Genomic DNA, 14,271 nt, shown 5'->3' on the forward strand with positions numbered 1-14,271 from the left:
GAGAGCGACGAGAAAACTCCAGCTCAGCCCGCCCCGAAGCAGACGAAGCTCGCGGCGCTGGCGCGATCCGGGTCGCTCGCGCGGGACTGCGCGGCCGCGAGCGCCGCCGCCGGGCCCAGACCGGTGGCGAGCGAGCCGTAGAAGTCCCGCATGAGCCGGCGGGTCGCCCCGTCGTCGACCGGCCCGGTGGAGGCGATCACGGTCGCCGTGCCCATGTTGAGCAGCGCCGCGACCAGCCCCATCAGCTCGTCGCCGGGGTGCACCGCGGTCAGCCCGGTGTCGCACCCCGACAGCACCAGCAGTGCGGGCGGGCGGCGCAGGGCCGTCAGGTCGTACACCGTGAGGGGCCCGTCGGCGAGCATCAGGAAGGAGAACAGCGGGTTGTCGACCCGGAACTCACCGTGCGCGGCGATGTGCCCTACCGCGGCCCCGTCCAGCGCCTGCAGCGCCGACTCCGAGCGCGCCCGGTCGCCGGCCAGCACCGTGGCCCCCGGCCGGTCCGCCGCGATCTCCCGCACCTCGTCGGCCGCCTGCTCGGCGGAGTGGGCCCCGACCAGCACCAGCTTGCCGTCCACAGTGGACGCCGTGGCGCACCGCAGCCACATCGAGGCGGACGGGGCGACGGTCAGCGAGCGGCCGCGCAGCCGGGGCAGGACCCGCCACGGCAGCGCGTGCAGGGCCCCGGTCGGCACCAGGACCAGCGGCCCGTCGCCGAGCAGGTCGGCGAGGGGGCCGAGGACGAGCCGGTCGAGCACCTCGGCCCGCCGCTCCAGCCGCTCGCCGCCGGCCGCGTGCCCGAGCACCTGGTTGTGCAGGGCGAAGCGCAGCGACTCCAGCTCGGCCCGGACCGCCTCGATCTCGCCGACGATCCGGTGGGTGACCCGGCGCCCGCGCACGACCAGGGCGTGCAGCCGCCCGTCGAGGTCGAGCAGCTCGACCAGCACCCGCTCCCCCAGCGCGTCGGCGAGGGCCGGGATGGACAGGTCGACGGCGTTGGGCGAGGACCCGGGGGCCCGCCACGAGCGGCGGCGGATCTCGGCCTCCAGCACGCGCTGGCGGCGCAGCAGCCGGCTGGTGCGCTGCGGCCCGGTCGGCGCCGCGGCCAGCTCGCCGTTGATCCGCCGCAGCTCGGTCAGGTGCCGGGCCACGACCGGGTCGGTGGACGGGTGGGTCGGCGGCAGCGAGAGCGCGGCCGCGCGGCAGCGCTGGGCCCAGGACAGCGCCGAGGCCGGGCCGCCGTACTGCAGGGCGAGGCGCAGCCGCAGGCCGGCCAGGGCCGCGGTCTCCGCGCTGCCGCGCACCCGCAGCTCGGTGGCGCCGAGGCTGGCCCGGTAGGAGTCGGCCTGGCGCAGGCCGGCGTTGGCCGCCCGGACCGACTCGGCGACGGCGCCCGAGGCCAGCTCGACCCGGGCCCGGATGTGCCACCAGCGCACCCGCAGCGGCGCCGGGCCCAGCTTGGCCGCGCCGCCCGCCTCGGTGAGCAGCTCGCGCGCCGTGTACAGCTCGCCGAGGTCGACCGCGAGCTGCGCGGCGTCCAGCAGCGCGTCCCAGCCGGGCTGCAGCCAGCCCGCCTCCAGCAGGTTCGCCGCGGCCGTGCGCAGGTCGCGCAGCGTGCCGCGGTTGGCCTTGCCGAGCGCGACGACGGCCGCGAGCTCGGTGACCCGGGCGCGGGCGCTCCACACGCTGCGGCCCTGCCGGTGGAAGACCCGGCGCGCGGCCGCGGCGGCGGTCTTGGACTCGGCCGGCGCGCCGGCGGCGAGCCCGTGCCGCGCGAGCGTGAGGTACGCCTGGCCGAGCACCGAGTCGAGGTGCCCGTCGGTGCAGGCGTCGATCGCGGCCCGGATGGCGGCGTCGGCCTCCGGCAGCAGCCGCACCGACAGCAGCAGGTCGGCCCGGTCGAGCAGGCTGACCGCGTCGACGCCGGTGCTCCACAGCCGGTCGTGGGCCCGGTCGTAGCGGGCCAGCGCGGTGGGCACGTCGCCGGCCTGGGCGGCCACGAAGCCGAGGTTGTGCTCGACCTGCGCGGCGGCGGTGTTCATGCCGAGCCGGTTGTACAGCGCCTGCGCGGCCCGCAGGTCGGCCTCGGCCTGCTTGAGGTTCCCCCGGAACCCGTGCAGCACGCCGCGGTTGGTCAGGGTGCGCGCCTCCCAGACCCGATCGCCGGACTCGCGGAACGCGCGCAGGGCCCAGCGGTACAGCTCCATGGCCTGCAGGTCGAAGCCCAGCCGCCACAGGATCAGCGCCCGCTGCATGATCGCCCGGGCCCGCCGGTGCCCGTGCAGCTCGGCGACGGCGCGGTCGATCTCCTTGAGTGCGGCGCTCGTACGGCCGAGATCGTCCAGGATCAGCGCGTGGCTCATCCGCGCCTCGGCCTCGTGGGTCTTGAGCCCGTGCCGGCGGGCCACGGTCATCGAGGCGCGCAGGTGCCGGGCGGCCCCACCGGCGTCGTGCCGCGCCCGGGCGACCAGGCCGAGTGCGCGCAGCGCGACCGCCTCGCTACCCGCGTCGCCGTCGCGGCGGGCGTCCTGCAACGCCGCCTCGGCGAGGTGCTTGGCCTTGCCCGGGTCGGCCATGACAATCGGGAGCAGCCGCTGCGCCAAGTCCTCGTCGGCGGTGGGAAGCACGGGTGCGGCCGTCGTCATGGTTGCATCCTGTCAAAGGCTCGGATGTGTATCAGGGAGTCCGGAACGCGACTCATGTCACCGGCCTCAACGTTGATCCTTCTTGGAGGAGCACTGATGTCCGTACCGATTGACCGTTACGCGCGGTGGGAGCAGGCCCGCACGAACAGCCTGTCCAATCTGCCCTGGCTGCGCAGCGAAGTACAGTCCGGCCGCCCCGTGCGCTACGTCGCCGACGAGATCCTCGTGGCCGACGCCGGCGTGGGGCTCGCCCGGCGCACCCTCAGCGGCCTGGGCCACAAGGCCGCCGACATCACCGAGGACGAGCCGCACCGCGGCCTGCGCCGGCTCAAGACCCGCAACCTCGACGTCGCGGCCGCGGTCCGCCAGTTGCGCGGGCAACTGCCGGGTGCGGTGGTCGGCCCCAACCACGTGTTCCTGTCGACCCCGCACACCCACGGCGGCCCGTTCGGCCCGCCCGTGTCGGCGGCGACTCCCCCGTCCAAGCTCGCCCCTTCGGCGGACGGCCCCTCGTCCGTCCGGGTCGTTGTTCTGGACACCGGGGTATACCTCGACAGCCCGCTGCCGACCGGCTGCTACTCGGCCACGGCGGAGAACGTCGAGACCGTGATCGACGGCGACAACAACGGCGAGCTCGACGCCGACGTCGGGCACGCGAACTTCATCGCCGGCGTGGTGGTGCAGTCCACCGACGCGGCGCAGATCCGCATCGTCAAGGTGCTCGACAGCTTCGGCGTGTGCACCGAGGCCGACCTGGCCGCGGCGATCAGCGGGCTCACCGACGTCGACGTGCTGAACCTGTCGCTGGGCGGGTTCTCGGTCGGCGACCAGCCGCCCGCGATCCTCGCCGCGGCCCTGTCGGCGTTCCTGGCCGGCGGCGACCGGGTCGTCGTCGCGGCGGCCGGCAACGACGGCATCCACGACCGGCCGTTCTGGCCGGCGGCGTTCTCGTCCACCGGCGCGGCGTGGTCGCCGAAGGTCCTCGCGGTGGCCGCGCACGACGGCACCGGCGTCTGCGACTGGAGCAACCGCGGCTCGTGGGTGAGCCTGGTCGCCCCCGGGGCCGACGTGGTCAGCACGTTCATCCGCCACACGCCGACGTTCGAGTCGGGCTGGGCGGCGTGGAGCGGCACGTCCTTCGCCGCCCCGCGGGTCGTGGCGGCGGTGGTCGAGCGCAAGGCGGCGGCCGGCTCCGTGGTCGCGGCCGCCGAGCAGGTCAAGGCCGAGGCCGCACAATCCCAACTGGGCGGATTCCCGGCGTTGCGCTAGAAAAGGCCCTTGGGGGGAGGGCGCTGCGGGCGGCGAACCGCAGCGCCCCGAACGCGAGGAGGCCGCCCTGGGAGCGCTCGAAGTCGTCGTGGCACTCGGTGTCGCCCTGCTGCTCGCGGGCCTGATCGCGAAGCGGCTGCGCGTCCCTCCGCCGGTACCGCTGCTGATCATCGGCACCGCGCTCGGCCTGGTCCCGCTGCTGTCGATGGCGAGACTGCCGCCCGAAGCGGTCCTGCTGCTGTTCCTCCCGGCCCTGCTGTACTGGGAGAGCCTCACCACCTCCCTGCGCGAGATCTACAGCAATCTGCGCGTGATCGTCCTGCTCTCCACCGTGCTGGTGATCGCCACCGCGGCCGCCGTGGCCACCGTCGCGCACCTGCTCGGCGTGGCCTGGGGCCCGGCCTGGGTGCTCGGGGCCGCCGTCGCCCCCACGGATGCCACCGCCGTCGCCGTCCTGGCCCGCGGCCTGCCCCGGCGCACGACCACGGTGCTGCGGGCGGAGAGCCTCGTCAACGACGGCACCGCCCTGGTGATCTTCGGCCTGGCGCTGGCCGTGACGGTCGACGGCGACGATCTCGCGGCCGGGCGGGTCGGGCTGCTGTTCCTGCTGGCCTACGCGGGCGGGCTGCTCGCCGGCCTGGTCACCGCGTGGCTGGCGATCGTCGCGCGGCGCGCCATCGGCGACGACCCGCTGCAGGCCAACACCGTGAGCATCCTGACGCCCTTCGTCGCGTTCCTGCTCGCCGAGGCCGTGCACGCCTCCGGGGTACTCGCCGTGGTCGCCTGCGGCCTGGTGCTGAGCCAGACCGGCCCGCGCACCGTCGGCGCCCGCACCCGCACGCAGGCGGTGTCGTTCTGGAGCCTCACGACGTACGTGCTGAACGGCGCCCTGTTCGTGCTCATCGGCATGCAGCTGCCGGACTCGGTGCGCGGGCTCACCGACGGCACCCTCGGGCACGCCGCGCTCGTGCTCGCCGCCGTGGCCGGCACCGTGATCGGCGGGCGGTTCGTGTGGACGTTCACGACGCCGTACCTCATCCGCGCCATCGACCGCCGCCCCCAGCAGCGCCTGCGGCGGGTCGGCGCGCGGGCGCGGGTCGTGAACGCGTTCGCCGGGTTCCGAGGGGCGGTGTCACTGGCCGCAGCGCTCGCCGTACCGTCCGCGGTCGCCGAGCGCGACCTGATCGTCTTCGTCACCTCCGGGGTCATCGTGGCCACCCTGGCCCTCGGCCTGACCATGCCCGCCGTCGTACGCTGGGCCCGGCTGCCCGAGGACGAGGGGCCGCGGCAGGAATTGCGGCTGGCCCAGACCACGGCGGCCGAGGAGGCCCTCGACGCGCTGCCGGAGATCGGGGCGCGGCTCGGGGCCGAGGAGCTGGTGGTGTCGCGGCTGCGGAAGGAGTATGAGCAGCACCTCGCCGCGCTGCACGCGGGCGACGAGGAGAACGACCGCGTGGAGCGGATCGAACACGAACAGTACACGGCGATGAAGCTCGAACTGCTCGCCCACAAACGGGCGACGGTCGTGCGGCTGCGGGATGAACGCCGGATCGACGACGTGGTGCTCCGGCAGGTGCAAGGAAAACTCGACATTGAAGAGGTTCGACTCACGGGCACCTATACGACAGAGTGAACCGACCGATTGCCCGACCTCCACGGCGGGCGCGGTCGTGCTGAGATGTCCTTGGACTCGAGCTTGGGCGGGAACTGATCTTGAAGACGCTGGCGGACCGGTACCGGCTGGACTACGCGATCGGCGCAGGCGGCATGGGCATCGTGTGGCGCGCCCGTGACCTGCGGCGACAGCAGATGGTGGCGATCAAGGAGGTGCGGCTGCCGGAGCTGATGACCACGGCCGAGCGCGACCGCGTGAACCGCGAGGCGCGCGCCGCCGGCCGCATCGAGCACCCGGCGATCGTCACCGTCCACGAGGTGGTCGTGACCGACGACGGCCCGTGGATCGTCATGGATCTCGTCGAGGGCCGCCCGCTCGGCGAACTCGTCACCACCAAGGGCCCGCTGCCACCCGTCCGCGCCGCCGACCTGGGCCTGGTGCTGCTGGGCGCGCTCGCGGCCGCGCACGCCGCCGGGATCACCCACGGTGACGTCAAGCCGGCCAACGTGCTGCTCCTGCCGGACGGGTCGGCCCAGCTCACCGACTTCGCGGTGGCCGCGATGCTGGACGGGCACCTGCCGCTGAGCGACCCCACGTTCGTCGCGCCCGAGCGCCGCACGACAGGCGAGGGCGGGCCGGAGGCCGACCTCTACTCGCTGGGCGCCACGCTCGCGTTCGCCTCCCCCGAGCTCGCGCCCGACCTGATCGCCGCCCTGCTGGCCGAGGACCCGCGCGAGCGCCCGAGCGTGCAGGAGGTCCACGCCGCACTCGCCAAAGCCACGGGCAAAGATCCCGCTTCGGTACCGCCTGTGCCTCCATCGAGTGCGCCCGAACCCGCCAAGCACGCAGCGGACCCCATCGCGGCGGTCATCGGCGGCGAACCGCGCGAACCGGACGACTCGGACGACCCCTCCCTCGACGCGGCGACCAAGGAACACCCGCTCGTCCCGCCGCCGGCGAAGCAGGCCGCCTCCCCGCCACCCGCGGCGTTCGCGGCGTCCACGGCACCCGCGGCGGCCGGGGCGTTCGCGCCACCCGCGGGACCCGCCGCGGTCACCCAGGACCTCGCCGCCCTGAGCGCGCAGGCCGGCTCGAACGCGCAGGCCGGCTCGAACGCCCAGGCCGAGTCACCGGCCGAGGTCGCGCGGAGCGAGGAGCCGATCGTCCCGGCCCGCCCGCCCGTGCCCGGCATCCGCTCCGAGCTCAAGGTCGCCGCGTTCATCGGCGCCGGCGTGCTCGCGTTCCTCGTCGCGGTCGGCGTCTTCCTGCGCGGCGGCGACGTGAACAACACCACCCAGGCCGCCGCCGGCCCGACCTCCTCGGCGACCGACGCCGCCCTGGTGGGCGTCGACCCCTCGCCGTCCCCGGCCGACTCGCCGACGCCGAGCGCCGGCACCTCCCCGTCCTCGGCCGCCCCGACCACCACCCGGCCGCGGACCACCAAGCCGGCGACCTCCTCGCCGAAGGCCGCCACGGTCACCTCGGCCAAGATCGGGCTGAACCCGGCGACGTACAGCGGCCCGTGCAACGGCAACGGCGTCGACGTCCAGGTGACCGTGACGATCACCACGAGCCAGCCCGGCACGAAGGTCACCTACGCGACCACGGGCAAGCCGGCCAAGACCGTCACCGCGGCCGACGGGAAGTACACCGAGACCTACCGGATCAAGGTCGACGGTGACCACCGATACACCTTCCCGATGACCTTGACCGTGACCAGCCCCGGAACGACAACGGACTCGCTCACGTTCACGAACAACTGCTCCGGCCCGAAATAAGCCTCACGTTTTCGTCTAGGATGTGGCGCCGAGCGGCAACGTAACACCACACGAGGTGCGTCCAGTGTGACGCGAGGCGAAGAACCCGCAGCACCGTGACCGTCACCTGCCGGAAGGTGGTCGAATGACCGACGACGACGCGACGCGCGACGGCCTGCCCAGGTTCATCTACGGGGAGTACACGGGCGAATTCAAGATGCCACCGCCGCCGGAGGAGGACGAGCCGGCGGACGGCAAGATGGACCGCAAGACCATGATCCTGGTCGGCAGCGGCGGGCTGGCCCTGCTGTTCATCATCGGGCTGGTGGTCGCGGCGCTGCAGACGGGCGGGCCGGACATCACGCCCGCGGCCGCGAACCCGGAGTCACCGGCGGCGAGCACGGCGGTGTCGGCGGCGCCGACGACGGCCGAGGCCGAGCCGACCCAGTCGTGGCCGAAGCTGACCGTCACCGAGATCCCGGGCGGCGGCGCGACGACCACCAAGCCGGGCGCGACCAAGACGGCGAACCCGGGCGGCACGACGAAGCCGCCGGTCGAGACGACGAAGCCGGACACCAAGCCGACCACGCGCAAGCCCCCGACGAAGCCGTCCATCCCGGGCCCCCGATGACCGATCCGCCCGGCTCAAAGGAGAGCGGGTTACCGGGGGAACCCGGTGGGTTTCCGGCACCCCCGCCGGAGGGTCTGTCGCGGCGCGCGGTCGCGCTGCTGGCGGGCGGCGGACTCGTGGTCGTGCTGGCCGTCGGCATCGCGCTGGTCGCGCTGACCACGGGCGAGACCGACCCGCCGCGGCCCGTCATCACGGTGCGGGACACCCCGCAGCCGGTCGTGCCCGAGGACACCAGCGTGACCCTCGCGCCGCCGGCGACCGCCCAGCGGACCACGGCGACGGTCAGGCCCTCGGCCGGCCCCACCTCGGCCAGGCCGAGCTCGGCGCCGCCCACCACGCCGAGCGGGCCGCGGGTGCTGACGGTCTCGGTGAGCGCCGACCCGGACCAGTTCGACAACTGCCGCGGCGCGCTCGTCACCCGGATCACGGTGCGGATGACCCTGAGCAAGCCGGGCCTGCCGGTGCGGTACACGATCAACGAGTCCCAGACGATCAGCCGCACGGCCTCGGGCACCACCTTCAGCGAGACGACCCGCGCGACCGTCAACGCGGTGCGGGGCGAGCACGAGGTGCGCATCGCCGTGGTGCAGCCGAGCGCCGCCAGTGCCACGACCGTCATCGACGTCGACTGTGGAAGATGAATGTTCGTGAATACCCATACGATTGGTTACGATCGATATACCCAACGTGATGGGATCGATCGGCCATGCTCGAAGCGCGGAGCCTGCTCGTGTACTGCACGACGAACCAGGCCCTGCGCTGTGCCCCGATCGCGGACCGGCCGCACGGCGGGCTGATCGCCGCACCGCACCTGGGCGACCTGCGCGGCCTGCTGGAGACCGCCGCCTACCTGCGCGGCCGGGCCGGCTTCGGCGCCCCGCTGCTGCTGGACGCGGCCCGCTACGCCGGACCCGACCGGCTGCCGGCCAGCGCCCCGTTCAACCCGCGGTGGCTTCGGCGGCAGCGGGAGCTCGGCCTGGCGGTGCTCACCGACTCCGGGTACGTCGACGCCGGCGACGAGTCCGGCCTGGCCAGCATCCTGCAGCGCACCACGGCCGTCCCGGACGGCATCGCGGTCCTGCCCCTGCACCCGGCCTGGCTGCGCGACCGGCTGCACCTGACGCTGCTCACCCGGCATGTGCGAGCGACCGGGGTGCCGGTCGCGCTCGCCCTGGAGGCGTGGGCGGACCCGTTCGGCCTGCCCGGGTGCGTGCCGGGGCTGCTCGAGCTGCTGCACTGCGGCGCACCCGTGATGCTGCTGCGCTGCGACCTGTCCTCGCTGGGCGCGCTGTGCCACGGGGCGGTCGCGGCCGCCGTCGGCACCGTCGCGCCGCTGCGGCACCTGGCGCCCCGCGAGGGCGACGCGGTCCGGCCACCGGCGACGATCTTCCGGCCGACGTTGTCGTACCGGCGGATCCGGTCCATCCAACGCGCCAAGCGGGCCCACCCCGACCCGCGCCTGTGGACCTGCGACTGCCCGGCGTGCGACGGCCGCGAGCTCGACTGGATGGCCGGCCTGGACGACCGCGAGCGCGAGGTCCCGGCGTTCGAGCACGCCGCCGCCATGCTCTACGCCCTACGCGAGGAGCTGCTCGGCGGCGACCTGCCGCTGCCCCGCGCGGCGCGCAGCTGGGCGGCCCGGTGCGCGGACGCGCTGTACCGGGAGCGTGAACTCGGCTGGGAAACCACCCCGATGCTGCGGCACTGGGCGGAGACCGGCCCGAATTCGGTCGATCTGCCGCTGGCGAGCTGACAGCATCCCCTGTCGTGTACCGAACCCTGTTCGTGCTGGGCTTCCGGCGCTGGTCCGCGTACGGCGCCGCCGCCCTCGGCGCCACGTTCACCAACTGCACGTTCGGGCTGATCCGCTCGGCCGTCATGCTCGCCGTCGTCGGCACCGCGGGCGGCACCCTCGCCGGCTACGACCGGGCCACCACCGCCACGTACGTGTGGCTGGGCCAGGCCCTCATCGGCCCCGTGCACGTCTTCGCCTGGAGCGAGCTGGCCCAGCGCATCCGCTCCGGGGACATCGCGGTCGACCTCGCCCGGCCGGTCGACCCGACGCTCGCCTACCTCGCCGCCGACCTGGGCCGGGCCGCGTTCTCGGTGCTGCCCCGGGGCGTGCCGCCGCTGCTGGCCGGGGCACTGATCACCGGGCTCGCCCTGCCGCACTCCCCCGCGCCCTATGCCCTCGGCGCGCTCAGCCTCGCGCTCGCCACCGCCGTGTCGTTCGCCTGCCGCTGGCTGGTCAACCTCAGCGCGTTCTGGCTGCTGGACCTGCGCGGGCCGATGACGCTGTACCTGGTCCTGTCGGGTGTCCTCTGTGGACTGGTGGTGCCGGTGCGCTGGTTCCCGCACTGGCTCGCCGTGGTCGCCGCCGCGACGCCGTTCCCCTCGCTGCTGCAGGCGCCGATCGACGTGCTGACGGGAAGGGCGGGGCTGCAGACGGTACTGACGCAGGCTCTTTGGCTCGTGCTCCTGCTCGTCCTCGGCCGGGCCGTCTTCGCGCTGGGTGCCCGGAAGCTGGTGGTGCAGGGTGGCTAGCGGCCCGTATCTGACGCTCGCGCGCATGCACGTCCGCGCCCAGACGGTCTATCGCGGCTCGTTCGCGATCGACCTCGTGGCGAGCGTCGGCGCGACGGTGAGCGGCCTGTGCGAGATGTACGTCGTGTTCGCCAACGTCCCCGCGCTCGGCGGGCTGACGTTCCGGGCCGCGCTGCTGGTCTTCGCGCTCGGGCACATCTCGATGAGCCTGGCCGACCTGTGCTTCGGCCACCTCGACGCGCTGCCCGGGTATCTGCGCACCGGCACCCTCGATGCGTTCCTGCTGCGCCCGCTGCCGGTCCTGGCCCAGCTCGTCACCGCCGAGCTCTCGCTGCGCCGGCTCGGCCGGACGGCGGCCGGAGGGGTGGTCGCGGCGCTGGTCGTGGCCCGGCTCGAGATCCGCTGGACGGCCGCGGACGTGGCGCTCGTCGCGCTCACCGTGGCCAGCGGCGCGGCCATCTTCGCCGCGCTGTTCACGGCGGCCGCGGCGGTGCAGTTCTGGCTCGTCGACGGGGCCGACGTCACCTCGTCGTTCGTCTACGGTGGACAGTACGCATCCCAGTTCCCGGCCACGATCTACCCGGACCCGGTGCGCGTGCTGTTCACGTTCGTGGTGCCCACGGCGTTCGTGGCGTACCTGCCGGCGCTGACCCTGCTGCGCCTGCCCCCGCCGCCCGGGCTGCCGCCGTGGATCGGCTGGTGCGCGCCCGCGGCCGCGCTGGCGCTGTGGGGCGTCGCGCTGCTGGGCTGGCGATCCGGGCTGCGGCACTACACGGGGGCGGGGTCATGATCATTGAGGTGGCCGGGCTGCGGCGGCACTTCGGCAAGGTGGTCGCCGTCGACGGCCTGACCTTCGCCGTCGAGCCGGGCGCGGCCGTCGGCTACATCGGGGCCAACGGCGCCGGCAAGTCCACGACCATCAAGATGCTCACCGGCATCCTGCGCCCGACGGCCGGCTCGGTGCGCACCTGCGGCCTGGACCCGATGCGCGCGCGGCGCCACCTGGCCCGGCGCATCGGCGTCGTCTTCGGGCAGCGCAGCCAGCTCTGGTGGGACCTTCCCCTCCGCGACTCGTACCGCGCCCTCGGCGCCATCCACCGCCTGGACCACCGGCCGCGGCTGGACGAGCTGACCGACCGCCTGGATCTGGCGTCCTTTCTGGACACCCCGGTGCGCAAGCTCTCCCTCGGCCAGCGCATCCGCGGCGAGGTGGCGGCGGCCCTGCTGCACTCGCCGGAGCTGCTCATCCTCGACGAGCCGACGATCGGGCTGGACGTGCTGAGCAAGGAGCGGCTGCGCGGCTTTCTCGTGGAGCAGCGCGCCCTCGGTACGACGCTGCTGCTCGCCACGCACGACATGGGCGACATCCGCCGGCTCACCGACCGGGTGCTGGTCGTGGACCACGGGCGGCTCGCGTTCGACGGCACCCTGGACGGGCTGGCCGGCTCGGTGGGCGCGAACCGGACGCTGGTGCTGGATCTCGTGGAGCCCGCGCCGCCGCTCACCGGCGTTCCCGGCACGGAGCTGGTGGGCGTGGAGGCGGGCGGGCTGCGCCAGCGCCTGTCGTTCGCCCCGGGGTCGACGACGGTGGCCGCGATCCTGGCCGCGGTCGCCGCCACGGCGCAGGTGCACGACCTCACCATCGAAGAGCCCGACATCGAGGCCGTGGTGCGTCGGTTGTACGCCTGACTCTGTTAGCTTTGCCCCCGTGATGACTGGCGCCGACGTGTTGCGGTCCGTGTCCCTGGCCCGCGCGGCCTTCGCCGGCGTGCCCGACGACGGGTGGGCCCGGCCCGCCGGGACGCTGTCGTGGACCTGCTGGGAGACCATGGAGCACATGGCGGACGACCTGTTCGCCTACGCCGGGCAGCTCGCCACCGAGTTCGCCGCGCGCGGCGACACCTACGTGCCGTTCGTGTGGCGGGCCCTGCGCGACGGCGGCCCGCAGAACACGATCTTCGTGGAGGAGGCGGCCGGGACCGCCGGGCTGCTGCGCGCCCTGGAGGCGTGCGGCGGCATGCTCGCCACGGTGGTCGACGCGGCCGGGGCCGAGCGGCGGGGCTGGCACCCGTACGGCGTGAGCGACGCGGACGGCTTCGCCGCGATGGGCGTGGTCGAGGTGCTGGTGCACGCCTGGGACGTGGCCGACACGGTGGGCGTGGTCTGGACCCCGCCGGCCGAGCTCTGCCAGGCCGTGCTGGACCGGCTCTTCGTCGACGTGCCGGCGCACGACGATCCGTGGAAGGTGCTGCTCTGGGCGACGGGCCGCGCCGACCTGCCGGGCTTCCCGGTGCGGGACAACTGGACCTGGGACGGGCGGCCGCACTCGGAGCGCGGCTAGCGGCGCGTCAGCGGGGACCTGTCCCCCACCGACCACCTGTGGCCGAACGGGTCGGTGAAGCCGCCCTGGCGGTGGGTGCCCCACGGCATCTCGTGGTCCTGGATCGGCGAGCCAGCGGCCGCACCGGCGGCGACCGCGCGCGCGATGACGGCGTCGGGATCGTCGGCGAACAGCTCGACGCGAACGCTCGTGACGCCCGCCTGGGCGGGGCTGACCTCGGCCGGGTTCTCCGGGTTGACCTCGTGGAGGAAGAACGCGGCGCCGCCGATCTCCAGCCCGGCGACGCCGCCGAGGTCCCACAGCTCCGTGGCGCCCAGCGCGGACCTGTACCAGGCGACCGCGGCGTCCGCGTCGGGGACGATCAGCATCACGGAGATCGCCGCGGGCGAATCGGTAGTCATGGACCCAGCATGCCGCACGTCAGGCGCGGGCCCGGAAGGCTTGCCGGTACGCCGAGGGTGAGGTCCGCATCGCGTTGGTGAAGTGGTGCCGGTAGGTCACCGCGGCATCGAAGCCCACCGCCGCCGCCACCTGCTCGATCGGCGCATCGGTGGTCTCCAGCAGCGGCAGGCTGGCCTGGACGCGCTGGCGCAGCAGCCAGCGGATCGGGCTCGTCCCGGTCGCGCGGGTGAAGTGCCGCAGGTACGTGCGCGGCGACATGTGCGCCTGCCGGGCCAGCTCGGCCAGGGTCAGCGGCTCGCGCAGCCGGGCGAGTGCCCATTCGAGGCTGGCCGCGATCCGGTCGTCGTCCGCGCCCGCGGGCATCGGGGCCTCGATGAACTGGGCCTGGCCGCCGTCGCGGTGGGGCTGCACGACGAGCCGGCGGGCCACCGCGTTCGCGACCGCGGCGCCGTGGTCGGTGCGCACGACGTGCAGGCACAGGTCGATGCCGGCCGCGCTGCCGGCGCTGGTCCACACGTCGCCGTCGGCGATGTAGAGCACGTCCGGGTCCAGGTCGAGGTGCGGGAACCGGGCCCGGAACACCTCCGCGTACCGCCAATGCGTCGTCGCCCGCCGCCCGTCGAGCAGGCCCGCGGCGGCCAGCGCGAACGCGCCCGAGCAGATCGACACGAGCCGCGCCCCGCGGGCGTGGGCCGCGCGCAGCGCCGCGAGCACCTCGGGCGGCGGGTCGGCGTGCACGTTCTCGACACCGGGGACGATCACCGTGTCGGCCGCCGCGAGGGCGCGCAGGCCCGCCGCCGGCTGGAGCGCCGCCCCGCCGAGGACCGGGACCGGTGCCCCCTCGCCGTCCGGCCCGCAGATGGTCAGCCGGTACCAGGGGACCTGCAACTCGGGCCGGGGCAGCCCGAACACCTCGGTCGCGATGCCCGTCTCGAACAGGGACATGCCGGCGAACGCCAGCACCGCCACCGTCCGGCCCGCCGGCTCGATCCGCACCTCCGCCATGGCGCGATGTTAGCGAACAGCGGCGATCGCGCCACTCACGCACCCCCGGGCGGCCCAGCCATGCT

At 74.4% G+C, this 14,271-nt stretch carries 13 protein-coding genes; 10 read left to right on the forward strand and 3 right to left on the reverse strand.

Going from position 1 to position 14,271, the window contains the following annotated elements:
* Positions 1-23 precede the first annotated feature (23 nt).
* A complete protein-coding gene (locus ACQPZ4_RS41100) occupies positions 24-2,642 on the reverse strand; it encodes a CHAT domain-containing protein (RefSeq protein WP_433048781.1) in 2,619 nt (872 codons plus the stop codon).
* Positions 2,643-2,738: 96 nt separating this feature from the next.
* Between ACQPZ4_RS41100 and ACQPZ4_RS41105 the strand changes: the two genes are divergently transcribed.
* The 10 genes from ACQPZ4_RS41105 to ACQPZ4_RS41150 all read left to right on the forward strand — a co-directional run bounded on the left by ACQPZ4_RS41105 (position 2,739) and on the right by ACQPZ4_RS41150 (position 12,799).
* Positions 2,739-3,911 (forward strand): S8/S53 family peptidase, encoded by a 1,173-nt coding sequence (locus tag ACQPZ4_RS41105; protein ID WP_433048784.1) that lies wholly within the window; start codon positions 2,739-2,741, stop codon positions 3,909-3,911.
* Between the two features lie 88 nt (positions 3,912-3,999).
* Positions 4,000-5,544 (forward strand): Na+/H+ antiporter, encoded by a 1,545-nt coding sequence (locus ACQPZ4_RS41110; protein WP_433048787.1) that lies wholly within the window; start codon positions 4,000-4,002, stop codon positions 5,542-5,544.
* Positions 5,545-5,624: 80 nt separating this feature from the next.
* A complete protein-coding gene (locus ACQPZ4_RS41115; protein ID WP_433048790.1) occupies positions 5,625-7,304 on the forward strand; it encodes a serine/threonine-protein kinase in 1,680 nt (559 codons plus the stop codon).
* Positions 7,305-7,428: 124 nt separating this feature from the next.
* Positions 7,429-7,914: a hypothetical protein gene (locus tag ACQPZ4_RS41120; protein WP_433048793.1), complete on the forward strand. Its 486-nt coding sequence runs from the start codon at positions 7,429-7,431 to the stop codon at positions 7,912-7,914.
* Positions 7,911-8,555, forward strand: coding sequence for a hypothetical protein (locus ACQPZ4_RS41125; protein ID WP_433048796.1), 645 nt, complete (start codon positions 7,911-7,913; stop codon positions 8,553-8,555). Before ACQPZ4_RS41120 ends, ACQPZ4_RS41125 begins: the two co-directional genes overlap by 4 nt.
* Positions 8,556-8,620: 65 nt before the next feature.
* Positions 8,621-9,667, forward strand: a complete 1,047-nt coding sequence (locus ACQPZ4_RS41130) for a hypothetical protein (RefSeq protein WP_433048799.1) — start codon at positions 8,621-8,623, stop codon at positions 9,665-9,667.
* A 14-nt stretch (positions 9,668-9,681) separates the two neighbouring features.
* On the forward strand, positions 9,682-10,458 hold the full coding sequence (locus ACQPZ4_RS41135) for an ABC transporter permease (RefSeq protein ID WP_433048802.1): 777 nt from the start codon (positions 9,682-9,684) through the stop codon (positions 10,456-10,458).
* A 25-nt stretch (positions 10,459-10,483) separates the two neighbouring features.
* Positions 10,484-11,248, forward strand: coding sequence for an ABC transporter permease (locus ACQPZ4_RS41140; RefSeq protein ID WP_433048806.1), 765 nt, complete (start codon positions 10,484-10,486; stop codon positions 11,246-11,248).
* Entirely contained in the window at positions 11,245-12,147 is a 903-nt protein-coding gene (locus ACQPZ4_RS41145) for an ABC transporter ATP-binding protein (protein WP_433048809.1), read from the forward strand. The genes ACQPZ4_RS41140 and ACQPZ4_RS41145 overlap by 4 nt, the downstream gene beginning before the upstream one ends.
* 22 nt (positions 12,148-12,169) lie before the next feature.
* Positions 12,170-12,799, forward strand: coding sequence for a maleylpyruvate isomerase N-terminal domain-containing protein (locus ACQPZ4_RS41150; RefSeq protein ID WP_433066896.1), 630 nt, complete (start codon positions 12,170-12,172; stop codon positions 12,797-12,799).
* Here the strand turns inward: ACQPZ4_RS41150 and ACQPZ4_RS41155 are convergent.
* A complete protein-coding gene (locus ACQPZ4_RS41155) occupies positions 12,796-13,200 on the reverse strand; it encodes a VOC family protein (RefSeq protein ID WP_433048811.1) in 405 nt (134 codons plus the stop codon). The two genes, ACQPZ4_RS41150 and ACQPZ4_RS41155, sit on opposite strands and share 4 nt — an antisense overlap.
* Before the next feature lie 19 nt (positions 13,201-13,219).
* Positions 13,220-14,206 carry a helix-turn-helix domain-containing protein gene (locus ACQPZ4_RS41160; protein WP_433048814.1) on the reverse strand — a complete coding sequence of 329 codons (987 nt, stop codon included), beginning with the start codon at positions 14,204-14,206 and terminating at the stop codon, positions 13,220-13,222.
* Positions 14,207-14,271 lie beyond the last annotated feature (65 nt).

This window comes from Dactylosporangium sp. CS-033363, from assembly GCF_050942475.1.
In the GTDB taxonomy this organism is placed as follows: Bacteria; Actinomycetota; Actinomycetes; order Mycobacteriales; family Micromonosporaceae; genus Dactylosporangium.